20 protein-coding genes and 1 tRNA gene are annotated in these 21,609 nt (G+C 61.9%); 11 read left to right on the forward strand and 10 right to left on the reverse strand.

Translation table 11 applies throughout. From position 1 onward, the window contains the following. Positions 1 to 105 precede the first annotated feature (105 nt). Positions 106 to 195, reverse strand: a tRNA-Ser gene (locus tag NKH98_RS14395). A gap of 375 nt (positions 196 to 570) precedes the next feature. Between NKH98_RS14395 and NKH98_RS14400 the strand changes: the two genes are divergently transcribed. The 9 genes from NKH98_RS14400 to NKH98_RS14440 all read left to right on the forward strand — a co-directional run bounded on the left by NKH98_RS14400 (position 571) and on the right by NKH98_RS14440 (position 10,093). After that, positions 571 to 1,386, forward strand: a complete 816-nt coding sequence (locus NKH98_RS14400; RefSeq protein ID WP_352899319.1) for a hypothetical protein — start codon at positions 571 to 573, stop codon at positions 1,384 to 1,386. A 274-nt stretch (positions 1,387 to 1,660) separates the two neighbouring features. Next, positions 1,661 to 2,884: a septal ring lytic transglycosylase RlpA family protein gene (locus NKH98_RS14405; RefSeq protein ID WP_352899322.1), complete on the forward strand. Its 1,224-nt coding sequence runs from the start codon at positions 1,661 to 1,663 to the stop codon at positions 2,882 to 2,884. Between the two features lie 101 nt (positions 2,885 to 2,985). Continuing rightward, complete coding sequence (locus NKH98_RS14410) at positions 2,986 to 4,146, forward strand: D-alanyl-D-alanine carboxypeptidase family protein (protein ID WP_352899325.1); 1,161 nt, start codon at positions 2,986 to 2,988, stop codon at positions 4,144 to 4,146. 64 nt (positions 4,147 to 4,210) lie between these two features. Next, positions 4,211 to 4,885 carry a dTMP kinase gene (gene tmk / locus NKH98_RS14415; RefSeq protein WP_352899327.1) on the forward strand — a complete coding sequence of 225 codons (675 nt, stop codon included), beginning with the start codon at positions 4,211 to 4,213 and terminating at the stop codon, positions 4,883 to 4,885. Then, complete coding sequence (locus NKH98_RS14420; protein ID WP_352645758.1) at positions 4,882 to 5,937, forward strand: DNA polymerase III subunit delta'; 1,056 nt, start codon at positions 4,882 to 4,884, stop codon at positions 5,935 to 5,937. The genes tmk and NKH98_RS14420 overlap by 4 nt, the downstream gene beginning before the upstream one ends. A 120-nt stretch (positions 5,938 to 6,057) precedes the next feature. Further along, positions 6,058 to 7,644 carry a methionine--tRNA ligase gene (metG, locus tag NKH98_RS14425; RefSeq protein ID WP_352899559.1) on the forward strand — a complete coding sequence of 529 codons (1,587 nt, stop codon included), beginning with the start codon at positions 6,058 to 6,060 and terminating at the stop codon, positions 7,642 to 7,644. Next, positions 7,644 to 8,438: a TatD family hydrolase gene (locus NKH98_RS14430; protein ID WP_352899332.1), complete on the forward strand. Its 795-nt coding sequence runs from the start codon at positions 7,644 to 7,646 to the stop codon at positions 8,436 to 8,438. Before metG ends, NKH98_RS14430 begins: the two co-directional genes overlap by 1 nt. A 3-nt stretch (positions 8,439 to 8,441) precedes the next feature. Then, a complete protein-coding gene (locus NKH98_RS14435; protein WP_352899335.1) occupies positions 8,442 to 9,260 on the forward strand; it encodes an MBL fold metallo-hydrolase in 819 nt (272 codons plus the stop codon). Between the two features lie 242 nt (positions 9,261 to 9,502). Continuing rightward, on the forward strand, positions 9,503 to 10,093 hold the full coding sequence (locus tag NKH98_RS14440) for a hypothetical protein (protein ID WP_352507403.1): 591 nt from the start codon (positions 9,503 to 9,505) through the stop codon (positions 10,091 to 10,093). 102 nt (positions 10,094 to 10,195) lie between these two features. Here the strand turns inward: NKH98_RS14440 and NKH98_RS14445 are convergent, their stop codons facing one another. Genes NKH98_RS14445 through NKH98_RS14460 form a run of 4 tightly spaced genes read right to left on the reverse strand, consistent with a single transcriptional unit; the run spans position 10,196 to position 12,818 of the window. Next, positions 10,196 to 10,750, reverse strand: a complete 555-nt coding sequence (locus NKH98_RS14445; protein ID WP_254817209.1) for a DUF2076 domain-containing protein — start codon at positions 10,748 to 10,750, stop codon at positions 10,196 to 10,198. A 32-nt stretch (positions 10,751 to 10,782) separates the two neighbouring features. Beyond that, a complete protein-coding gene (locus NKH98_RS14450; protein ID WP_352899339.1) occupies positions 10,783 to 11,490 on the reverse strand; it encodes a Bax inhibitor-1/YccA family protein in 708 nt (235 codons plus the stop codon). 24 nt (positions 11,491 to 11,514) lie between these two features. Beyond that, positions 11,515 to 12,288 (reverse strand): anti-sigma factor family protein, encoded by a 774-nt coding sequence (locus tag NKH98_RS14455; protein WP_352899562.1) that lies wholly within the window; start codon positions 12,286 to 12,288, stop codon positions 11,515 to 11,517. Next, positions 12,288 to 12,818, reverse strand: coding sequence for a sigma-70 family RNA polymerase sigma factor (locus NKH98_RS14460; RefSeq protein WP_502894256.1), 531 nt, complete (start codon positions 12,816 to 12,818; stop codon positions 12,288 to 12,290). The genes NKH98_RS14455 and NKH98_RS14460 overlap by 1 nt, the downstream gene beginning before the upstream one ends. Before the next feature lie 212 nt (positions 12,819 to 13,030). Here NKH98_RS14460 and NKH98_RS14465 point away from each other — a divergent pair, with 212 nt between their 5' ends. Beyond that, a complete protein-coding gene (locus NKH98_RS14465; RefSeq protein ID WP_352899345.1) occupies positions 13,031 to 14,215 on the forward strand; it encodes an amino acid aminotransferase in 1,185 nt (394 codons plus the stop codon). A 136-nt stretch (positions 14,216 to 14,351) separates the two neighbouring features. Next, on the forward strand, positions 14,352 to 15,176 hold the full coding sequence (gene mazG, locus NKH98_RS14470; RefSeq protein ID WP_352478835.1) for a nucleoside triphosphate pyrophosphohydrolase: 825 nt from the start codon (positions 14,352 to 14,354) through the stop codon (positions 15,174 to 15,176). 4 nt (positions 15,177 to 15,180) lie between these two features. Here the strand turns inward: mazG and hflX are convergent, their stop codons facing one another. The 5 genes from hflX to NKH98_RS14495 form a co-directional block, all read right to left on the reverse strand. Then, complete coding sequence (hflX, locus tag NKH98_RS14475) at positions 15,181 to 16,572, reverse strand: GTPase HflX (protein ID WP_352899348.1); 1,392 nt, start codon at positions 16,570 to 16,572, stop codon at positions 15,181 to 15,183. Continuing rightward, positions 16,573 to 16,818 (reverse strand): RNA chaperone Hfq, encoded by a 246-nt coding sequence (gene hfq, locus NKH98_RS14480; protein ID WP_006202172.1) that lies wholly within the window; start codon positions 16,816 to 16,818, stop codon positions 16,573 to 16,575. It abuts the gene before it with no gap. A 145-nt stretch (positions 16,819 to 16,963) separates the two neighbouring features. Continuing rightward, a complete protein-coding gene (locus NKH98_RS14485; RefSeq protein ID WP_352899351.1) occupies positions 16,964 to 17,827 on the reverse strand; it encodes a D-amino-acid transaminase in 864 nt (287 codons plus the stop codon). 84 nt (positions 17,828 to 17,911) lie between these two features. Continuing rightward, a complete protein-coding gene (gene ntrX, locus NKH98_RS14490) occupies positions 17,912 to 19,273 on the reverse strand; it encodes a nitrogen assimilation response regulator NtrX (RefSeq protein WP_254817201.1) in 1,362 nt (453 codons plus the stop codon). Beyond that, on the reverse strand, positions 19,263 to 21,593 hold the full coding sequence (locus tag NKH98_RS14495; protein WP_502894259.1) for a sensor histidine kinase NtrY-like: 2,331 nt from the start codon (positions 21,591 to 21,593) through the stop codon (positions 19,263 to 19,265). The genes ntrX and NKH98_RS14495 overlap by 11 nt, the downstream gene beginning before the upstream one ends. Between the last annotated feature and the right edge of the window lie 16 nt (positions 21,594 to 21,609).

Raw genomic sequence — 21,609 nt, forward strand, 5'->3', positions numbered from 1 at the left:
ACAGAGAACCTTGCAGACCATCGACAACCCGTTCGGCACGAGGTTGTCACCCATGTCTTAGGTACATTCTGTTACCCATGTCTCCGGGTCGTACCAGAGCGTCACTGGCGGAGGGAGTGGGATTCGAACCCACGGTGGGCTTGCACCCACGCCGGTTTTCAAGACCGGTGCCTTAAACCGCTCGGCCATCCCTCCAGGGTGATTTTTCAATCACTTAGGATATCGCGAGAGGAGCGGGTTCGAGCTGTCGGTACCGGATTGGCACCAGGACGTTCCCCGATCGGTTCGCGCTCCATTCCTGTAAAGCCGCATTCAACGCCAAGTCAACCGTGGCGGCCGCACCTTTCGGCGTGATCCAGGACGGTGAGCAGCGTCATGGCGAGCTGTTTGTGCTGAGTGTGGAAAATCGTTTTTAAAACCCGCACGGACTATTAATCGTTGCGCGCTGATATGTTGGGCGCATTAGGCACATGTAAGTAAATCGTATTCTGGAGTTGAATTTTGGCCGTACTTGGCGCTCTCCCGCCCGGTCTTCGCTGTAGACCAATTCGCGAAACCGACTGGGAGGGAGTGGTCGATTGTCTGTGCAGGGGCTTTCCGGCGCGTAACCGAAGTTACTGGATCCGGGCTCTGACCCGTCTGTCGAAGCGGCCTGCGGTTGCCGAGCTCCCACAATATGGCTTTGCTTTGGAGCATGCCGATCGGATCGTCGGCGTTGTGCTCACCCTTTATGCGCGCTACCAGGGGCCGGAGAGCGAGGAAATCCGCTGCAATCTTTCGAGCTGGTCAGTCGACGCAGAATTCCGTTCCTATGGCGCCATGTTGGTTGCGGCGGTTCTCAAGCGGAAGGACGTGACCTACACGAACATTTCGCCGGCGCAAGCGACATTGAAAGCCAACCGGGCGCTCGGCTTTCGGCTCTTCTCCAGCGGACAATTTACCTTCTTGCCGGCTTTAAGTTCGGCGCCGCCGTCGTGTCGCGTGGTCGAGGTGCGTCCCGATCTTCCGGAACTGGCGATGCTGTCCGAAAGTGAGAGATACATACTCTCGGAACACGCCGCGCTGGGGTGCCTGTCGTTGATCTGCATCTGCGACGGAGCAGCGTTCCCCCTGGTGTTGATGCCGCGCCGAATGTTGCACGGTCTTATCCGGTGCCATCAGGTCATCTATTGCCGCTCGCTCGCGGATTTGAGCCGCTGCGCCGGTGCCATGGGGCGCTTTCTCTTGCGAAGCGGAATCCTGGTTTGCTTTGTCGACGCCAAGGAGCCGATTCCAGGTTTGGTGGGATGGTACCGCCCCAACAAGGGGCTGAAATACTTCAAGGGTCCCAGACCACCCGCACCTGGAGATCTGACGTTCACCGAGCTCGTGATCTTCGGTCCCTGACTCTGCGCTCGCAGACACGCCAGGCAAGGTTCAAAGCGCGCCACGAAGGGCGTTTTGCTGATCGATAAGCGACGACTTCATCCCGACCGGCGAGACGGTCCGCGCCACAATCTCGCCCGGTTCCGACCACAATCGGTTAATACGGTGATAAACAATTCCTGCGCACAAAAAGCATTGGGGTAGGGCGTTGCCGGCGTTTCTGGAGTGGGTGCTTCGGCATCGCTGACGTTTATGCTGCGGTGCCTTCGTCGATGCTATAGGGGACAATCAAAATATGCAGACCACGGCGCGCCCGCGTCTTCGTCGCGCTTCCGCTTTCGCGCTGTTTGCCTTGTCGGCAGCGTTTCTTGCGGCATGTGCCGCGCCGCAGCAAAAGGCGATGGTCAACAAGAAACCTCGCTCCAAGGAATATTTTTCCGAAGCCGAATATGGCGTGAAAGCCAGCCCGCGCGTGATGTTCAAGACGTCTCGGGGGCGCGACCAGCTCGGCAAGCCCTATCAGGTGCGCGGCAAGTGGTATTATCCGAAGGAAGACAAACGTTACGCCAAGGTTGGCCTAGCGTCCTGGTACGGTGAGGCGTTCCACGGCCGGTTGACCGCCAATGGCGAAGTCTACGACATGGCCGATCTGACGGCGGCGCATCCGACTATGCCGCTCCCGAGCTATGCGCGGGTCACCAACATGAAGACCGGCAGCTCGGTGATCGTGCGCGTCAACGATCGCGGACCCTATCATGATGGACGCATCATCGATGTGTCGAAGCGCGCTGCTGAAATGCTCGATTATGCCAATATCGGTACGGCCGAGGTGAAGGTCGAATATGTCGGCCGTGCGCCGCTCGAAGGCAATGACGGGCAGTATCTTATGGCTTCGTATCGTCCAGGCAACAGGGCGCCGGATCCGTCGGACGGTCTGCCCAGCGGTGTCATGGTCGCCATGAATGGGCCGTCGCCAAGCCTGGCGGTGAGCGCCGCAGCCGTGCCGTTCCCCGGTCAGCTGACGAATACCGGGCAGGGATCCGATGCAGGGCCTGTCATAGCGGTGCAGGCGTCTGCTTCGGGAGACATTGTACTGCCCGATTTCGGCCCCATCGTGCCGGAGCGTCCGGAGATCACCCTGCCGGCGCAATCTCCATTCACCATGGCGTCGCTGTCTTACGCCGACGAGCGCGTGCAGCGCGCCTCCAGCGCGTTTGCCGAGCTGGACGACACCGGCATGTCGCCCGCCGAGCTTCTTCAATCGTGGAAGCGGCAAGCTCCTCCAACCGGGTCGCCCACGGACTATGTCGCGGCGGGTTCGTTCGAGGATGCCGCCGAAGCCGAGCGTGTGGCTGCCCAGCTTTCCAGCTTCGGCAAGACCGAAATCCAGCGCTCGGAACTTGAAGGCAAGGACTGGTACTCGGTCAACCTCTATGCCGACGGCCGTGGCAGCCTGGACGAGATACTGCAGGCAGCGTGGTCGCATGGTGCGCCGGATGCGCTTGCTGTACGCGACTGAGCTCGGGGTTGCCTGGTTTTTTCGTGCGCGATTGATCCGCCAGGCAAAAGCCTGATAGCTTCTGCCAACGTGCAAGAGCGCCGGCTCACTGGTCGAATCTGATGAAATTTTTTCGCCCTTTCACTGGGCTTATAGCGCTCGGCCTGCTGCTGCTCTCGCTTGCGCCGGCCTCAGCACAGCTTTTCGAGACCAAGGCCGCGCAGGCCTTCATGATCGATGCCGAAACCGGAACCGTGCTGTTTTCCAAGGACGCCGACAGGTTGATCCCGCCGGCCTCGTTGGCCAAGCTGATGACGATGGAAGTGGTCTTCAACGCCATCAAATCGGGGCGCATGACGCTCGACGATCCCTTCGTGGTGAGCGAAAACGCCTGGCGCAAGGGCGGCGCTCCTTCGGGGACATCGACTATGTTCGCGAAACTCAAGTCGACGATCCGGCTTGAAGACCTGATCCAGGGCGTGACCGTGCAGGCGGCCAATGACGGCTGTATCGTCATCGCTGAAGGAATCGCGGGGTCCGAGGCAAACTTCGCGGCGCAGATGACCGAGCGTGCCCGCCAGATCGGCTTGCAGAAATCGACCTTCGTCAACTCCACCGGTCTGCCGGCAGATGGGCAGCAAACGAGCGTTCGCGAACTCGCGCTTCTGGCGCTGCATATCTGGCGCAACTACCCGGATCTCTACCGCTATTACGGCCAGAAGGATTTTACCTGGAACAAGATTTCCCAGAGGAACCGCAATCCGCTGCTGGCCATGGATATAGGCGCCGACGGGCTCGCGGTCGGCGCCAGCGAGCAATCCGGGTTCGGCATTGTCGGCTCGGCCAGCCACAACGGCACAAGGGTAATCGCGGCGATGAGCGGCCTTGCAAACGACCGCGAGCGTGCCGAGGAAGCGCGAAAGCTGCTCGACTGGGGTGCTCGCACCTTCGAGAAGACTGAAATATTCGCCAAGGACGAAGTGGTTGGCGAAGCCCAGGTCTTTGGCGGCGCCAAGTCCGGAGTCGCACTAAAGGCAAAAGGACCGGTGCAGATCTTCCTGCCGATCACCAACCGCGACAAGCTCACCGCCAGGATCGTCTATGACGGACCGGTTGCCGCGCCGGTGGAGGAGGGGCAGCCGGTCGGTACGCTGCGCGTCTGGATCGGCGATACTCTGAGCCAGGAGACGCCGCTGTTTGCCGCCGAGTCGATCGGTGTCGGTTCGCTGCCGCAGCGCGCGCTTGACGCCGCCAAGGAACTGGCCGTCGGCTGGCTGCGTTAGCACCGTCGCGGTGGACCTTTTTTCCCGCCGGGACTATACGGTCCCCGAAGTATGGACAAAGGCTTTGGCGCGCGGATTTTTCATCACTTTTGAAGGCGGCGAAGGAGCAGGCAAGTCGACACAGATCGAGCGGCTGGCAAGGAAGATGCGCGCCAAGAAATACGATGTGCTGGTGACGCGTGAGCCGGGTGGCTCGCCGGGTGCGGAGGCGGTCAGGCATGTCCTGCTTTCAGGCGCAGCCGAGCCGTTCGGCCCCAAGATGGAAGCGTTGCTTTTCGCCGCTGCGCGATCCGACCATGTCGAACAGGTCATCCGGCCGGCGGTCGAGCGCGGTTCGGTCGTGCTTTGCGATCGTTTCATGGATTCTTCGCGCGTCTACCAGGGCGTCACCGGCGGCCTGGACCCGGCATTCATGGACGCATTGGAGAAGGTCGCCATCAACGGCATGGTGCCGGACATGACGCTGATCTTCGATATCGACCCCGCCGAGGGCCTGAGGCGCGCTACCGCCCGGCGGGGGAGCAGTGACGGACCCGACCGCTTCGAGAAGGAAACATTGGCTATCCACCAACGCCGGCGCGAGGCGTTTCTCGCGATCGCCGCAGCTGAACCCGAACGCTGCGTCGTCGTCGATGCGTCAGCCGACCCCGACACCGTGGAGGATATTGTTACCGCCATCGTCTTCGCGGCTCTCGAGAGGATGATGCCGGCGCAAAGAAGGCAGGCGGCGCCGGTATGATTTTCGAACGCATCGCGCCGGAACAGCACGATACGCTGGACGGGGTGCCCGAGCCATCCGAGACGCCGCGTCTTGTCGGTCACCCGCAGGCAGCCAACATGCTCGCCACCGCTTACCGCTCGGGAAAGCTGCCGCACGCACTGATCTTTGCCGGACCGGTGGGCATAGGCAAGGCGACGCTGGCCTTTCATCTGGCGCATCATCTGTTGAAGCACCCGGCCTTCGAGCAGGCGCCGGAAAGCCTTGCCGTTCCAGATCCGGCTTCGTCGCTGTTTCGCCAGATCGCCACCGGGGCACATCCTTCGGTTCTGCATCTTACACGCCCCGCGAATGACAAGACCAAGAGCTTCAAGACAGTGGTCACGGTCGACGAAATCCGCAAGGTCAGCCGTTTTCTGTCGCTGACCTCGCACGACGGCAGCTACCGGGTGGTTATCGTCGATCCCGCCGACGACATGAACACCAATGCTGCCAATGCCTTGCTGAAGAATCTTGAAGAGCCACCCGCGCGCACCTTGTTCATCCTCATCGTCCATGCGCCGGGCAGTTTGCTGCCGACGATCCGGTCGCGCTGCCAGATGGTGCGATTGGCCCCGCTCGATGCCAAGAGCTTGATGGCGGTTCTGGAGGGCATCGAGCCGCCGCCACCGGAGGATCCTGCGGCGCGCGCGGCGCTGGCGGAGCGGGCAGGGGGCAGCGCGCGCAACGCGATCCTGTTGACGCAGTATGGCGGGCTTGAAATCGCCGCCACCCTCGACGCCCTGGTGATGTCCAAAAAGATGGATGTCGCAGGCGCCTACCGTCTTGCCGAGGCGGTCGCCGGCCGCGACCAGGCAATCCCGTTCGAGATATTCAATCGCCGCGCGCTCGACCTGCTGTCGGCCGGCGCCAGCCAGGCCGCGCTCGCCGGCGATCTCGCGCGGGCCAAAACGCTGTCGGATACTTGGCACGAGGCTTTGAACGCTATATCTGAAACCGAGACCTACAATCTCGACAAAAAGCAGCACGCCCTGACCATGATCGACCGCCTGAATTCTGCAATGCGAATGTGACGGCCGCTGGCGTGGCTTTGAAGCCCCTGAGCATTGATCCCAATCAATCGCAGGAACTTCGAAGCCACCACATTGGCGTCGGATGGCAATTGCCGTTTCGATGCGATATCTCACCGCGACATCTTTCATTCAGACATTCATGACGGCTCATCCATGTCACGCGAAAAATACTACGTCACGACGCCGATCTTCTATCCGAACGGAAAGCCGCATATCGGCCATGCCTACAATGTGATCGCCAGCGACACGCTTGCCCGCTTCCAGCGGCTCGACGGCAAGGACGTCTTCTTCGTCTCGGGGACCGACGAGCACGGCTTGAAGATGCAGCAGACGGCGGACGCCGAAGCCCTGACGCCGAAGGCGCTTGCCGATCGCAATTCGGCGATCTTCCGTTCGATGCTCGAAGCGACCGGCTGCTCGAACGACGTTTTTATCCGAACGACCGAGGAGCGGCACTACAAGGCTTGCCAGGCGATCTGGACACTCATGGCTGAGAATGGCGACATTTACCTCGACCGCTACAGCGGCTGGTATTCGGTTCGGCAGGAAGCCTATTTCGACGAGGCCGAAACCAAGGTCGGCGACGACGGCGTGCGCCGCGAACCGCTCGGCTCGCCCGTCGAATGGACCGAAGAAGAAAGCTACTTCTTTCGGCTTTCCGCCTATCAGGACAGGCTGCTCGCACTATACGAGAACAGCCCCGAATTCGTCGGGCCGGCGGAGCGGCGCAATGAAATCGTCAGCTTCGTCAAATCCGGCCTCAGGGATCTGTCCATCTCGCGCACCACGTTTAACTGGGGCGTGCCGGTCCCGGGCGACGACAAGCATGTGATGTATGTCTGGGTCGATGCACTGACCAACTACATCACCGCTGCCGGTTATCCGGATCCGGCCAGCGAGAGATGGTCTTTCTGGCCTGCAAACGTCCATGTCATCGGCAAGGATATCGTGCGCTTTCACGCGGTCTACTGGCCGGCTTTCCTGATGTCGGCTGGCATCGAATTGCCGAAGCGCGTGTTCGCGCATGGTTTTTTGTTCAACCGCGGCGAGAAAATGTCGAAGTCGGTCGGCAACGTCATCGACCCGTTCGCCATGATCGAGCACTACGGTCTCGACCAAGTGCGCTATTTCTTCCTGCGCGAAGTGCCGTTCGGTCAGGACGGTAGCTACAGCCATGATGCGATCGTCAACCGCACCAATGCCGACCTTGCCAACGATCTTGGCAATCTGGCGCAGCGCTCGCTGTCGATGATCGCCAAGAACTGTTGCGGCGTGGTGCCGAAGCGTGGCGAATTGAGCGACGCCGACCAGGCGATCCTCGATCAGGCAGATGCCGCCCTTGTCACGGCGCGCAGGACGATGGCCGACCAGGGCATCCATTTGGCGCTGGCGGCGATCTTTGGCGTGGTGGCCGAAGCCAACCGCTATTTCGCTGGGCAGGAGCCATGGGCGCTGAAGAAGACCGATCCGGCACGCATGGAAACAGTGCTGTGGACGACGGCTGAGGTGATCCGGCGTGTCGGATTGCTGTGCCAGCCCTTCATTCCAGGCTCGGCGGCAAAGCTGCTCGATCTTTTGGCGGTGCCGGCGGACAGCCGCGACTTCGCGCATGTCGCCGAACGTCATGCGCTGGTGTCCGGTACGGCACTGCCGGCGCCGGAAGCAGTATTTCCACGCTATGTCGAGCCAACGGATACAGGCGCCTGATGCTGGTCGACAGTCACTGCCATCTCGACTTTCCGGATTTCGCCGAAGGGCGGGCGACTGTCGTCGCCCGCGCCGTCGCGGCCGGCGTCGGCCGTATGGTGACGATCTCGACGAGGGTGAAGCGATTTAGCCAAGTGCTTGAGATTGCAGAGACTTTCGATGAAGTCTATTGCTCGGTGGGCACCCATCCGCACAATGCGGCGGAAGAGCTTGACGTCACTGTCGATGATCTGGTGCGGCTCTCTGCTCATCGCAAAGTGGTAGCGATCGGCGAGGCCGGGCTCGACTATTTCTACGATCATGCGCCGCGCGACGCACAGGCGCGGGGCTTTCGCACCCACATCGCCGCGGCGCGCGTGACCGGTCTGCCGCTGGTCATCCATTCGCGCGACGCCGACGACGACATGGCCGACATCCTCGAAGAAGAAACAGGGAAGGGCGCCTTCCCCTTCATCCTGCACTGTTTTTCGTCTGGGCGCAGGCTAGCCGAGATCGGTGTTGCGCTCGGCGGCTACGTTTCGTTTTCCGGTATCCTGACCTTCAAGAACTCCGCCGAGCTGCGCGCCGTCGCCGCCGATGTGCCGCGCGACCGTCTGCTGGTCGAAACCGACGCGCCATACCTTGCGCCGATCCCCTTTCGCGGCAAGCGCAATGAGCCCGCCTATGTCGCGCATACAGCCAAGGTGCTGGCCGAGACGATCGGCTTCAGCGAGGCCGAGATCGCTGATATCACCACGGATAATTTCTTCCGGCTGTTCAGGAAAATGCCGCGCCCGAGCGCGCCGGGCGCCTGACGCATGAGCGACCGGTTACGTCTTACCGTCCTCGGCTGCGGCTCATCGCCGGGTACGCCACGCATCACCGGCGATTGGGGCAATTGCGATCCCGCGAACCCCCGGAACCGGCGCACGCGCACCGCAGCGCTCGTCGAGCGGATCGCGGCGAATGGCGTCCGGACCACCGTCGTCATCGACACCGGCCCGGATTTCCGCGAGCAGATGCTGCTGGCATCGGTCAGGCGCATCGATGCGGTGGTCTACACACATCCGCATGCCGACCATATCCACGGCATCGACGATTTGCGCGGCTTCGTACTGGAGCAGCGCCACCGGATCGACATCCATGCCGATCAGGCCACCATGCTGCGCTTACGCGAGGCGTTCCGCTACTGTTTCGAAACACCGAAAGGCAGTTCGTATCCGCCGATCGTCAACGCCCATATCATCGACCACGACCGGCCGGTGGTGATCGAGGGCGAGGGCGGCGCCCTCACCCTCGAACCGCTGCTGCAGCTTCATGGCGACATCACCTCGCTGGGTTTCCGCATCGGCGGGCTGGCTTATTGCCCTGATGCCAGCGACTTTCCGGACGCGACCGCCGAGCGTTTGCGCGGGTTGGACGTGCTGGTCATCGACGCGCTGCAATACACCGTCCATCCGAGCCATCTGTCGCTTGGTCAGGCGCTTGGCTGGATCGAAAGACTGGCACCGAAGAACGCGGTACTGACGCATATGCATGTGCCGCTCGACTACGCCACGGTAATGGCCGAGACGCCGGCCAACGTCGAGCCTGCTTATGACGGCATGACGATCGAAATCCCTTACGAATCAGGGTGAAGGACCAAGTTTCTACGGCTGGGTTTCTGAGTGGGATCTCGCAAGGTGCATGAAACCAATTCTCGCTCTAAAACCGGCCCAGCGGCTTGCTGGTGCCACTTCCACGCCACATCCTTATCCCCCATTTCAGTTCCATAACCTATCTTATGCGACTGGGGCGCGCGGGAGTTGGACAAGGTTTCCATCCCGCTGCCGACGGCCAGGCGCGAAGATTCGCAACCGGCATGCTACGGTTGCGAATCATGAAGCGACTTGGGCTCTTCACAAGTTTCGTCCTCACCCTCGCCTGCGTGCTCACTGGCGCGCGAGCGCAGGACTTTGATCGTGCGCCAGGCGAGAACGACCTGGCTTTCGCCAAACGTGTTGTCGGGTTCGCCGACAATGCTGATCCGCACACCACAGCCGTGAGCTGGAGCGGCCTCCAGACACTCTTCGTCGATTACCAGACCGCTGAGGACTATCCGGAACGCCCGCTCGTCGCGCTGCAACGGCTAGCTGACAACAGATATCGCGCAATCCAGGTCACGACAGGTGAACAAGAGGGCGACACGCCGGACATAGCGCTCGGCCTCGCCAACGCCGACCACGACCCGGCAAAGGAACTGATCGTGATACTTTCCTGGGCTCAGATGCACTACGATGTCGAAGGGACGCTCTACGAAGTTCGCATCTTCGATGGCCCCAAGCCCGGCCAGAAGGCGCTGACTCAATTGAAAGCGAGCCGGAAGTTCGACGCCACATGCGACTGCCATTGGCGCGACGGCACAACGAAGCACTTCCGCTTCAAGACGATCGCAGCGGTCAAGACTGAACTGAAGCGCCTGGGTTATTAGCCGCCGGCGAGGGCTCGCTTCCCGGATGCTGCGCTCGCCATCTCGCCTATGCTGACCCGCAATCGTCACCAGCGCCGGCACAGGCACAGTCTGGGTCGCTCGTCAGAACTCCATATCACCGAAGTCACCGCCATTGTCGGAGCTGGCATCGCCTGCCTGATCGGCTTCGTCCGGCTGCGGCGTCGGCTGTTCAGCTGCCTTCGCTTCGCTGCCGCCAAACATGCCGGCGATCGCGCTGCCGAGCAGCACTCCGCCGGCCACGCCCATCGCGGTCTGCGCAGCGCCAGCAAGAAAACCGCCGCCTGCCCGCTGTGGCGTGTCCTGCGGCCCTTCAGTTGCAACGGAGGCGGCGCGCCCTACCCGCGGAACCGAGCCCGAGCGCCTGCCGCCGCTGCGGCCGAAGAAGCTGCTGAGCGGTCCACCGCCGGCGGGCTGCTGCGCCTGCTCTTCCAGTTCTTCGATGCGCGCCTGAGCTGCGTTCAAGGCCTGCTCCTGCACCACGATCGTCTGGGCCATGTAATATGGCGCGCCAGGCTGCCGGCCGATCTGATCCTGGATAAAGCGCTCTGCTTCCACATCGCGCGGCGGCGCCTGGCGCTCGACATTTGCCAACTTCTCGAAGAGGTGCCCGATCGCCTGTTGATCGTTTCTGTCCATGATATCCGCCTCCGGTCGTGGTCCGACGCCGGCTATTCGCGCTCGCCGGTGAAGTTCAACAGCAGTTGGAAGATGTTGATGAAGTTCAGGTACAGCGAGAATGCACCGAAAACAGCGAGCTTCTGCTGTGATTCCGCACCGAAGTTTTCCGCATACTGCTCCTTGATAGTCTGGGTATCCCAGGCGGTGAGGCCGATGAAGACGGCGATGCCGATCACCGAGATCGCGAACTGGAGCGCGGTCGAGCCCAGGAAGATATTGACGATGCTGGCGATCACCACGCCGATCAGGCCCATGATCAGGAACGACGAGAACTGCGTCAGGTCGCGTTTGGTCGTGTACCCGTAAAGGCTGGTCGCGCCGAACATGGTGGCGGCGATGAAGAAGGTGCGTGCGATGCTGGTGCCGGTAAAGACCAGGAACACGGAAGCCAGCGACAGCCCCATGACCGCGCAGAATGCCCAGAACATCGCCTGGGCGCTGGCCGCCGACATCGTCTGCATCCGGAACGAGAACAAGAGCACAAAGGCCAGTGGTGCCAGCATAACCACCCATTTCAGCGGTGTGGAGAAGATCGGCACGTAAAGCGCGGGCGTGGAAGCCACCACGAACGCGATCACGCCCGTAACGACGAGGCCAAGGCCCATGTAGTTGTAGACGCGCAGCATGTGCCGGCGCAGGCCTTCGTCGTAGACGGCTCCGGCTCGGGCTCCGGCCCCGATATATCCGAGATTGTTCATGTGGTTCTCCTTCTTGCAGGTCGATCAGTAAAGCGTTTTGGCGAGCGCTTCGGCCGTGAGATCTATGCCTTGGATGTCGCTACGTGCGACGACCGCGTAGGCGACCTCGCCGATCTGGAAATAAGCCGAGGAAACGTCGCCCGAGGGAACGACAGTCGGCTTGACGACGTCGAATGTCCCAGGCCTGATCGCGAACAACGAGACCAGCCCCATCTCTTTCGTCTCGACAGCCATCTCGACGCTCGGGCCGAACTGCGATGGGTAGATCTGCACGTCGCGGACCGTCCAGTCCGCAGGCAGCGATGGCATAATGATCGCCGCCGCGGCGCGAATTTCGTCGGCATTGTAGCCGGGCGCTTCGGGTTGCGACGACATCGCCTCGCGCACGAGCGTCGTGCGGTGCGCCCGGATCGCGTCCTCCACATAGGCGGGCGGATGGGTCGAAGCGACGACTTCCGTCACCGATATCGGTCCAATTAGCCCGTTCGCAAGCCAGCCGGCGGCGACGAAGACAGCGACTGCCGCCGCCCGCTGCAAGGCACCAAGGACGCGGCCGCGCGCCAATCCCCGCTCCAGCCGCCGTGCAGCATCGGCCGTCGCGGGCCGCGCCATGCCTTTCGATCCGGCAAGCGCTACGCGCAATTCGTCACGCATCCGCAGGTCGGACATCACCCGCGCGGCCGCCTCCGGCCGGGCCGAAAGGAACGCCTCGACCTCGATGCGACGCGCCACGTCCAGCTGATCGTCGACATAGGCGTCGAGATCGGTGTCGGTCACTGGATCGCGCAGTTGGTTCATCATCGACCTCCGACGATCTTCAGATGGCCTTTCGCCCGTGCCGGTGCCGCGTCCTCCATCTCGCGGAGTGCCGCACGTGCCCTGCCGATGCGCGACATCAGCGTGCCAAGCGGCACGCCGCTAATCTCGGCCGCCTCGCTGTAGCTGAGCCCCTCGATGGCGACGAGATGCAGCGCGCAACGTTGCTCTTCCGGCAATGTGAAAAAAGCGTCGCGCACCTGTGCCAGACGGACCGAATGTTCCTGCGCAGCCTGGACGCTGGCCTCGGCGAGATAGCCGGCCTGTTCGATGCGCATTGCTTCGGATTTGCGGGATCGCAAGCCGTCGATGAACGCGTTGTGGACGATCGACAGCAGCCATACGCGAAGGTTTCCGCCGGAGCGGAAGCTGCCGCGTCGCTCATAGGCACGCACCAGCGCATCATGCACCAGATCCTCTGCATCGGCGCTGTCGCGTGTCAGCGAGCGTGCGTAACGGCGCAGTGAACCGAGCTGTCCCAGAATGTCGAAGCGTGGCATCGGCCGTTTCATGTCCTGTTTACGGAGCAGGTCGGAATTTTAATCCCGCTCTCCCCGAATTTTTCGGCTCGCCGCGCTCTCTCTGGGAGATATCGCGCCTGCCCTCGCCCGGCAGATAGTATCGGCCGCCCTCGAGACAAACCGACGCCGAGTTGGCGCATATGAAACTGCTGGCAAAGCACGGCCGGTTTGCGTATCACTCCGCCGCCAATGGAAACTTATCGATGTTCGAAAATCTCCAGCCCGCGCCTGCCGACAAGATCCTGGCCTTGATCGGCCTCTATCGCGCCGACCCGCGTCCCGACAAGGTCGATCTCGGGGTCGGCGTCTATAAGGATCGCGACGGCAAGACGCCGGTGATGCGCGCGGTGCGCGAAGCCGAAAAGCGGTTGCTGCAGGGCCAGGATACCAAGACCTATCTCGGCCTTGCCGGGGATACCGCCTTCAACGCGGCGATGGCCAGGTTGGTGTTCGGCCCAGCTGCCGACATGACACGCATTCGTGCGGCGCAGGCGCCCGGCGGCTCCGGCGCGCTGCGGCTGGTGGCAGAGCTGCTGAAAAGGACCCGCACCGACGCGATGGTCTGGCTGTCGGATCCGACATGGCCGAACCACACGCCGGTGATGCGCGCCGCTGGCCTGCAGACACGCGAATATCCCTATTTCGACGCTGCTTCTGGTGCGGTTCGCTTCGACGACATGCTGAATGCATTGAGAACCGCGAATCCTGGCGACGTCGTATTGTTGCATGGCTGTTGCCATAACCCGACGGGCGCCAATCTAGACATCCCGCAATGGGCTGCCATTGCCGATCTTGTCGTTGAGCGCGGCCTGCTGCCCTTTGTCGACATCGCCTATCAGGGCTTTGGCGACGGGCTTGATGCGGATGCCGCCGGCTTGCGCCTTCTGGCGGCAAAAGTTCCGGAAATGGTCGTTGCCTCGAGCTGCTCGAAGAACTTTGCCGTCTATCGCGACCGAGTCGGTGCAGCGCTGATCCTGGCGAAAGACGGCGCGCAGGCGGATTTGGCGATGGGCCAGATGCTGTCGGCGGCACGTGCCATGTATTCGATGCCGCCGGACCACGGCGCGGCGGTGGTGCGCATCGTGCTCGAAGACTCCGCATTGCGTTCCGATTGGGAGGCAGAGCTTGAAGAGATGCGGCTGCGCATGCTGCGGCTGCGCGTCCAGTTCGCCGAGGCGCTGCGGCGGCAGTCCAACTCCGACCGTTTCGATTTCGTCGCCAGCCACCGCGGCATGTTTTCCCGGCTTGGCCTGTCGGAAGCGCAAGTCGAGCGGCTGCGCGCCGAGCATGGCATCTACATGGTCGGCGACAGCCGCATCAACGTTGCTGGCCTGCCCGAGGACGGCATGGATGCGCTCGCCAAGGCGATCGTCTCCGTGGTCGACTGATGCTTTTGCTAACTAGGATCTTCCGGAAACCGGCTTCCACTTTCGTATTATTGTCTAGCGGCCCATCTGTGGACAAGGCGCCCTCACCGGCTGAAGCCGTTGGCCGCACAGCCGTGTACAGGATAGCGTTTCCCAGATGAAACCCTCGAAAGACATTTCCCGGCTGATCGAGATCATGGCAGCGCTGCGGGCGCCGGAAACCGGTTGCCCGTGGGATATCGAGCAGGACTTTTCGACAATCGCGCCATACACGATCGAGGAAGCCTACGAAGTGGCGGACGCCATTGCGCGCGGCGACCTCGACGATCTGCGGGAAGAACTCGGCGATCTCCTTCTGCAAGTGATCTACCACGCGCAAATGGCCGAGGAGGCCGGCGAATTTTCATTCGGCGATGTGGTCCAGGCCATCACCACAAAAATGATCCGCCGCCATCCCCATGTCTTCGGCGACGACAAGGCGCGCAGCGCCGGCATGGCCAAGGGCATGTGGGAAAAGATCAAGGCAGAGGAAAAGGCGGAGAAGCGCAGTGCGCGCCTCACCCGTGGGCTCGACCCGGAAGACCATGGCAAGGGCTTTCTCGACAGCGTGCCGGTCGCGCTGCCCGCGCTGACCCGGGCGCTCAAGCTGCAGGAAAAGGCCGCCCGCGTCGGCTTCGACTGGAGCGAGGCGGCACCGATCCTCGAAAAGATAGAGGAGGAGATCGGCGAATTGCGCGAAGCGCTGGCCAAAGGCGACAGCGCGCCGATCAAGGATGAGTTCGGCGACATGCTGTTTGCGGTCGTCAATCTCGGCCGGCACCTCAAAATTGATTCCGAAGCGGCACTCAGCGGCACCAACGAAAAATTCCGATCGCGCTTCCACTATGTCGAGCGGACGCTGCAAGCGTCGGGAAACAGCCTCGAAGAAGCGACGCTGGACGAGATGGAAGCGCTCTGGCAGCAAGCGAAAAGCGCGAAGTAGGCCCCTACCCGTTGTTTTGACGGCGCAATCGGCTTTCGATCTCCTGCCGGGCGCTGTGCGTGGCCTTGAGCGCGATGGTCACGCTGCCATCCTCATTGTCATCACGCGAGGCGATGTCGCCGTTGCGGTAAAGCCAGTCGACGACGGCGAGTTGGTCGGGCTTGAGCGTGACGGTGAACGTCTCCAGTTCGCCCGACATCATCGTCTCGATGATCGCCTTCAGCGCATCGATGCCCTCGCCGGTCACCGCCGATATGGCGATTGGCGGTGCCTTCTTGCCGTCAGCACCATCAGCAAGCAGCCGCGCCCGGTTGCCCTCGTCGAGCCGGTCGATCTTGTTCCATACTTCGATGACGCGCTTGCTATCGCGGGCATCGACGCCGAGATCGGCAAGGATGCGCTCGACATCTTCGGCTTGCGCGGCCGTATCGGGATCGGAGATGTCGCGCAGATGAATGACGAGGTCTGCCTCGACCACTTCCTCCAGCGTCGCCCTGAAGGCCGCGACCAGATGCGTTGGCAGGTCGGAAATGAAGCCGACCGTATCGGAAAAGATGATCGGCGTACCGTGCGGCAGGCGCACGCGGCGCAGCGTCGGGTCGAGCGTGGCAAACAGCATGTCTTCGGCCAGCACCCCTGCTCCGGTCAGCCTGTTGAACAGCGTCGACTTGCCGGCATTGGTGTAGCCGACGATCGCCACCACCGGAAATGGCACCTTCTTGCGCTTGGCGCGGTGCAGGTCGCGGGTTCGGCGCACGGTTTCGAGCTCGTGCTTCAGCTTGGTGATCTTGTCCTGCAGCACACGCCGATCCGACTCGATCTGGGTCTCGCCAGGACCGCCGAGAAAGCCGGCGCCGCCGCGCTGGCGCTCGAGGTGGGTCCAGCTTCGGACAAGGCGGCCCTTCTGGTAGTTGAGATGGGCAAGGTCGACCTGCAGCGTGCCTTCCTTGGTGCGGGCGCGCTCGCCGAAAATCTCCAGGATCAGCCCGGTGCGGTCGAGCACCTTGGCGTTCAACTCTTTTTCGAGGTTGCGCTGCTGTACCGGGGTCAGCGGATGATCGACAATGACCACTTCCGCGTGGCCCTCTTTGACGATCTCGGCGAACTCCGCGACCTTGCCGCTGCCGAGCAGGGTCGCCGGACGTGGATCGTTGACGGTCACCACCGCCGTGTGGACCAAGTCAAGGTCGATGGCGCTGGCGAGGCCGACCGCCTCGTCGCGACGGGCCTCGGCGGAACGGGTCAGGCGCGGACGATTGGTATCGTCGTCGCCACGCGGCTGCCGGGTAAGCACCGGCACGATGACCACCGCCCGGGTCCGACCGTTGGCCTCTGTCCCGGTCTGATGTGCTGGTTTTCCGCGAACGCTGCGGTCCGCGTCTTTTTCACGTGCCAATCAGGCGCCCTGGCTTTCCTCACCATCGAACATCTGAACCGGCTGGCTCGGCATGATCGTGGAAATAGCGTGCTTGTAGACAAGCTGGGAATGGCCGTCGCGACGCAGCAGAACGCAGAAATTATCGAACGAAGTGACCACGCCGGTCAGCTTCACGCCGTTGATGAGAAAGATGGTGAGTGGGTTTTTGCTCTTGCGAACTGAATTCAGGAACAGGTCCTGAAGATTTTGCGATCGTTCCGCCATTGTTCTTGTCTTTCGCCGATCCCCTTCGGTTTGCAGGCCAATGCGCCAAATTAGCCGGCACATGTCAAGCACGCAAACACCATCTTGCCGTCAGTAACGACAAGCAGAACGAGATATATTGATGTTCATTCCATCTGTGCGGTTATCAGGCTGGACTTTTTTCCGCAACGTCAAAAAAGGCCTGCCGTAATGAAACTGTTATCGAGCCCGGGTGGCCGTTGGCGACGGGAGCGCCATCGATCGCCACCACCGGCATGGCAATCGTGGTTGCAGAGCTGATGAAAACCTCGCGCGCGGCCTTGGCTTCGGCAACCGAAAAGCCGCGCTCCTCAATCTTCAGGCCGAGCTTGGCGGCGACATCGAACAGCGTCGTGCGGGTGATGCCGCGCAGGATGCCGTGCTCGGCGGGCCGTGTCACCAGCACGCCGTCCCTGGTGATGATCCACGCGTTCGACGATCCGCCTTCCTTGACGGTACCGTCAACATCAACGAACCAGGCCTCCTGAGCGCCGGCTTCCTTGGCTTTCTGCTTGGCCAGCACGTTCGGCAGCAGGCCGACCGACTTGATATCGACCCGATCCCATCGGTTCTCCGGCACCGTGATGACCCGGATCCCGCTCTCGGCCCGCTTCGCGGCAACTGCAGGATCGGCTTTTTTGGCGGTCACCACCAGTGACGGCTTCGTACCTGCCGGCGGGAAGAAAAACTCGCGGCTGGCGACGCCGCGTGTCACCTGGACGTAGATCAGACCGTCGACGACATGGTTGCGGCGCACCACCTCGCGCATGACGAGCGGTAGCACGCCGCGCGTGATCGGCCAATCGATCGAGAGTTCGGTAAGTGAGCGGTTCAATCGAGCGAGATGGCGCGGCATGTCGACGATGAAGCCTCGTGCCACCTCGCAGACCTCGTAGACGCCATCGGCGAATTGATAGCCACGGTCTTCGATATGCACGGAAGCTTCGGCGTGAGCGACATAGCGCCCGTTAACATAGGCAATGCGCGGCATGGCAAATCCCTGGAAGAAGTCCCAGCTTTCTTATGCGATTCCAAGGACCGCAGTAACCGATAATTGCGTGGGCCACGACTGCTGTCAGACGCCCAGCGACTTCAGCTTGCGGTGCAATGCAGAGCGTTCCATGCCGATAAACTCTGCCGTCTTCGAGATGTTGCCGCCAAAACGGTTGATCTGGGCGATCAGATAATCCTTTTCGAATTGTTCGCGTGCTTCACGCAGCGGCAGCGCCATTATGTGCTGATCGGACTTGTTTGGAGTGCGCGGCATGACGTCGCCGATCTCGGCAGGCAAGAGGTCGGCGGTGATCGGCGCATCGACATCATCGCCACGCGCCAGGATCATCAGACGCTCGACATTGTTTCGCAACTGCCGAACGTTGCCCGGCCAGTTGTGCGCCTGCAGCACCGCCAGCGCGTCGTCGCCGATGCGACGCGGCTTGATGCCGGCCTGGCGAGCGATCTGCTTCATGAAATTGTCGACCAGATAAGGAATGTCCTCGCGACGCTCGGCCAGTCCCGGCACCATGACCGGAACCACGGCCAGGCGATGATAAAGGTCCTCACGGAAACGGCCGTCGGCGATCATGGCTTCGAGGTTCTGCGAGGTCGACGAGATGATGCGCACGTCGACCTTGACCCGCTTGGTGCCCCCTACCCGCTCGAACTGCTGTTCGACCAGCACGCGCAGGATCTTGTTTTGCGTCTCGCGCGGCATGTCGGCCACTTCATCGATGTAGAGAATGCCGCGATGGGCTTCCTCCAGCGCGCCGACCTTGCGTTCGACGCCGTTCGATTCGGTGCCGAACAGCTCGATCTCCATACGCTCAGGCGTGATGTTGGCGGCGCTCAGCGTCACAAAAGGTGCACTCTTGCGCGCCGACAATGCGTGGATGGCGCGCGCCGCCAGTTCCTTGCCCGAGCCGGAGGGGCCGATAATCATGACGCGGCTGTTGGTCGGCGCGACGCGCTCGATGGTCTGGCGCAATTGGCTCATTGCCGACGACATGCCGATGAGGTCGAAAGTCTCGCCGCTGCGCAATTTGAGATCCGAAACCTCGCGTCTCAATTTGGACGTTTCAAGCGCCCGTTCGGCAATAAGGATCAGCCTGTCGGCCTTGAACGGCTTTTCAATAAAATCATAGGCGCCGCGGCGGATGGCCGAGACCGCCGTTTCGATATTGCCGTGGCCCGAGATCATCACCACCGGCAGGTTCGGGTGCATCGTCTTGATCTCGTCCAGCAAAGCGAGGCCATCGAGCCGCGAACCCTGCAGCCAGATGTCGAGGAAGATCAGCCGGGGTGCCCGGTCGGCGACCGCCGCCAGCGCGCTGTCGGCGTCAAACGCCGTGCGTGTTTCGTGACCTTCGTCGCTCAGGATACCGGCGACGAGTTCGCGGATGTCTTCCTCGTCATCGACGATGAGAATATCAGACGCCATTACCGACCTTTTCAGTTTCTTTTTCGTGTTCTGTCTTGCCCTCGCCGCGTATCGGAACTGTGGCGGCAACCGGCAGGATGATGCTGATCATTGCACCCCGCCCATCGTGGAAGTCCGCTGGTGCATCGTGCAATTCGAGTCGCCCGCCATGGTCCTCCACGATCTTCTTGACGATAGCGAGGCCAAGCCCGGTGCCTTTCTCGCGTGTCGTCATGTAAGGCTCGAGCAAGCGCTGCCGGTTTTCGCGCGGCAAGCCCCTGCCGTTGTCGATGACGTCGATTCGAATCGCGCCATTCTGACGCCCGGCTTGAATCCGGATTATGCCGTGCGGACGATCCTCTGCATCAAGTCCGTCGATGGCTTCGGCGGCATTCTTGATGACGTTGCCGAACGCCTGCGCCATCAGGCGGCTGTCGAACGTGCCTTTGAGCGGCTCATTGCCGAAGACGCGCTCGAAGGTGATGTCGGCGCGGCTTACTTCGACCAGGAACGAGGCCTCGCGCAACGAATCGCGCAGATCGATTGCCTTCATTTCCGGTTTCGGCATGCGGGCGAACGCCGAGAACTCGTCGACCATGCGGCCGATGTCCTCCACTTGCCGGATGATGGTGTCGGTGCATTGATCGAAAACCTCACGGTCCTCGGTGATGACCTTGCCGTAACGGCGCTTGATGCGCTCGGCCGAAAGCTGGATCGGCGTCAGCGGGTTCTTGATCTCGTGGGCGATGCGCCGCGCCACGTCAGCCCATGCAGAGGAACGCTGTGCCTGGACCAGATCGGTAATGTCGTCGACTGTCACGACGTAGGACTTATCCTCCGAACCATCGTCGCCGGCTTCAATCGTGATCTGCACGTTGAAGGTCCGTTCGGTGCCGGCACGATAGAAGGTGACCTGTTCGCGATAGACCGGCTTGCCCGATTTGCGGCCGATCTCGAAGACGCGGCCGACATGCGGCAGCACCGCGGAAAGGTTCTGCCCAAGCGCTGCCGGAGCGGATATGGCCAGCATCGTTTCGGCCGAACGGTTGACGATGGTGACGATGCCATATGGATCGACGCCGATGACCCCGGCGGTGACGCCGGCAAGCACCGCCTCCGAAAAGCGCCGCCGCTCGTCGATCAAATCCTTGGCCGACAGGATCTCGTTGCGCTGCGATTTCAGCTCCATCAGCATCTTGTTGAAGGTGTCGCCGAGCGAGGCGACGTCACCGTCGGAGGGGCGGACAGGCACGGCTACGTCGAGATTGCCGGTAGCGACCTCGTCGGCCGCGCCGATGAGCTGACGAATCGGCCGCACCAGGCGGTCGGCCACCGCAATGCCGGTCCAGATGGCGGACAGGATGATGATCAGCGTCAGCGACAGATAGGGAAGCGCGAAAGCCACTTGCGAGGTGCGGCGGTTGTCTTCGAGACCGCGATATTCGGCGGTGTTGGATTTGACGATCTGCCGCGCCTTGATCACCTCGGGATCGACGAGGCGGATGGTGTAGAGATAGAGGCCGTCGATCTCGCGCAGCTTGACGATGGCACCCATGATGTTGCGGGTGCGCGGTTCTATCAGCACCGGCTTGCCGTCTGCAGCGCTTGCCACGGCGCCCTCAGGCGGCTCTGGCATGGCAAAGTCCGCGTCGGTCTTGGCGCTCATGACGAAGGAACCATCGGGCTTGATGAGTGCTGCGTGCGCCAGCGAGCGACCCACCGCCTCCTTGTTCATGAGGTCGAGGAAACCGGTACGATCGAGGCCATAAAGCGTGCGCGAAGCGTCGAGGTCGTAAGCCATCGACAACGTCGTGCCCTGAAGATTTCGCGCGTTTTCCTGCACATAGGCGTCAGCGATCGACAACGACGAATTGACGATCGTCTTGGTGCGGATCTCGAACCAGCGGTCGAGGCCGATGTCGAGCGTGATCGACGCGATGATCGCCACCATGATGGCGGGGATGGCGGCGACCAGCGCAAACATCGCCACTATGCGCACATGCAGGCGCGACGCAGCCTTGCCATGCCGTCGTGCCATCAGGATGCGATGCACCTCGCGGCCGACCAGCAAAATCAGAAACAGGACGAACGCCGCATTAAGCGCAATCAGCGCCAGCGTCGTCCTCGCGTCGGGCGTGATCGGCGTCGCGCCGACCAGAATGGCGAAGGAGATCGCCGCCGTCACCAGCGCACCGGCAATGGCGATCACGCCCGGCAGCGCAAGCAGCCGGCGACCGTCTCGCGCGCCCGTATTGCTGAAAGGCGATTTGCTCAGTGTCGGTGCGTGCAGGGCCATGTCGCCGTCTAGAGCCAGTGATTGCGTCGGATGTATGCAACGCATTGTGGCGATTATGCAA

The organism is Mesorhizobium sp. M0833, assembly GCF_040319905.1.
GTDB lineage: Bacteria > Pseudomonadota > Alphaproteobacteria > Rhizobiales > Rhizobiaceae > Mesorhizobium.

Coding starts and splice junctions, on each gene's coding strand:
- NKH98_RS14405 (WP_352899322.1), top strand. CDS start 1,661: ATGCAGACCACGGCGCGCCCGCGTCTTCGTCGCGCTTCCGCTTTCGCG.
- NKH98_RS14410 (WP_352899325.1), top strand. CDS start 2,986: ATGAAATTTTTTCGCCCTTTCACTGGGCTTATAGCGCTCGGCCTGCTG.
- NKH98_RS14420 (WP_352645758.1), top strand. CDS start 4,882: ATGATTTTCGAACGCATCGCGCCGGAACAGCACGATACGCTGGACGGG.
- NKH98_RS14430 (WP_352899332.1), top strand. CDS start 7,644: ATGCTGGTCGACAGTCACTGCCATCTCGACTTTCCGGATTTCGCCGAA.
- NKH98_RS14435 (WP_352899335.1), top strand. CDS start 8,442: ATGAGCGACCGGTTACGTCTTACCGTCCTCGGCTGCGGCTCATCGCCG.
- NKH98_RS14440 (WP_352507403.1), top strand. CDS start 9,503: ATGAAGCGACTTGGGCTCTTCACAAGTTTCGTCCTCACCCTCGCCTGC.
- NKH98_RS14445 (WP_254817209.1), bottom strand. CDS start 10,750: ATGGACAGAAACGATCAACAGGCGATCGGGCACCTCTTCGAGAAGTTG.
- NKH98_RS14450 (WP_352899339.1), bottom strand. CDS start 11,490: ATGAACAATCTCGGATATATCGGGGCCGGAGCCCGAGCCGGAGCCGTC.
- NKH98_RS14455 (WP_352899562.1), bottom strand. CDS start 12,288: ATGAACCAACTGCGCGATCCAGTGACCGACACCGATCTCGACGCCTAT.
- NKH98_RS14460 (WP_502894256.1), bottom strand. CDS start 12,818: ATGAAACGGCCGATGCCACGCTTCGACATTCTGGGACAGCTCGGTTCA.
- NKH98_RS14465 (WP_352899345.1), top strand. CDS start 13,031: ATGTTCGAAAATCTCCAGCCCGCGCCTGCCGACAAGATCCTGGCCTTG.
- mazG (WP_352478835.1), top strand. CDS start 14,352: ATGAAACCCTCGAAAGACATTTCCCGGCTGATCGAGATCATGGCAGCG.
- hfq (WP_006202172.1), bottom strand. CDS start 16,818: ATGGCGGAACGATCGCAAAATCTTCAGGACCTGTTCCTGAATTCAGTT.
- NKH98_RS14485 (WP_352899351.1), bottom strand. CDS start 17,827: ATGCCGCGCATTGCCTATGTTAACGGGCGCTATGTCGCTCACGCCGAA.
- ntrX (WP_254817201.1), bottom strand. CDS start 19,273: ATGGCGTCTGATATTCTCATCGTCGATGACGAGGAAGACATCCGCGAA.
- NKH98_RS14495 (WP_502894259.1), bottom strand. CDS start 21,593: ATGCGTTGCATACATCCGACGCAATCACTGGCTCTAGACGGCGACATG.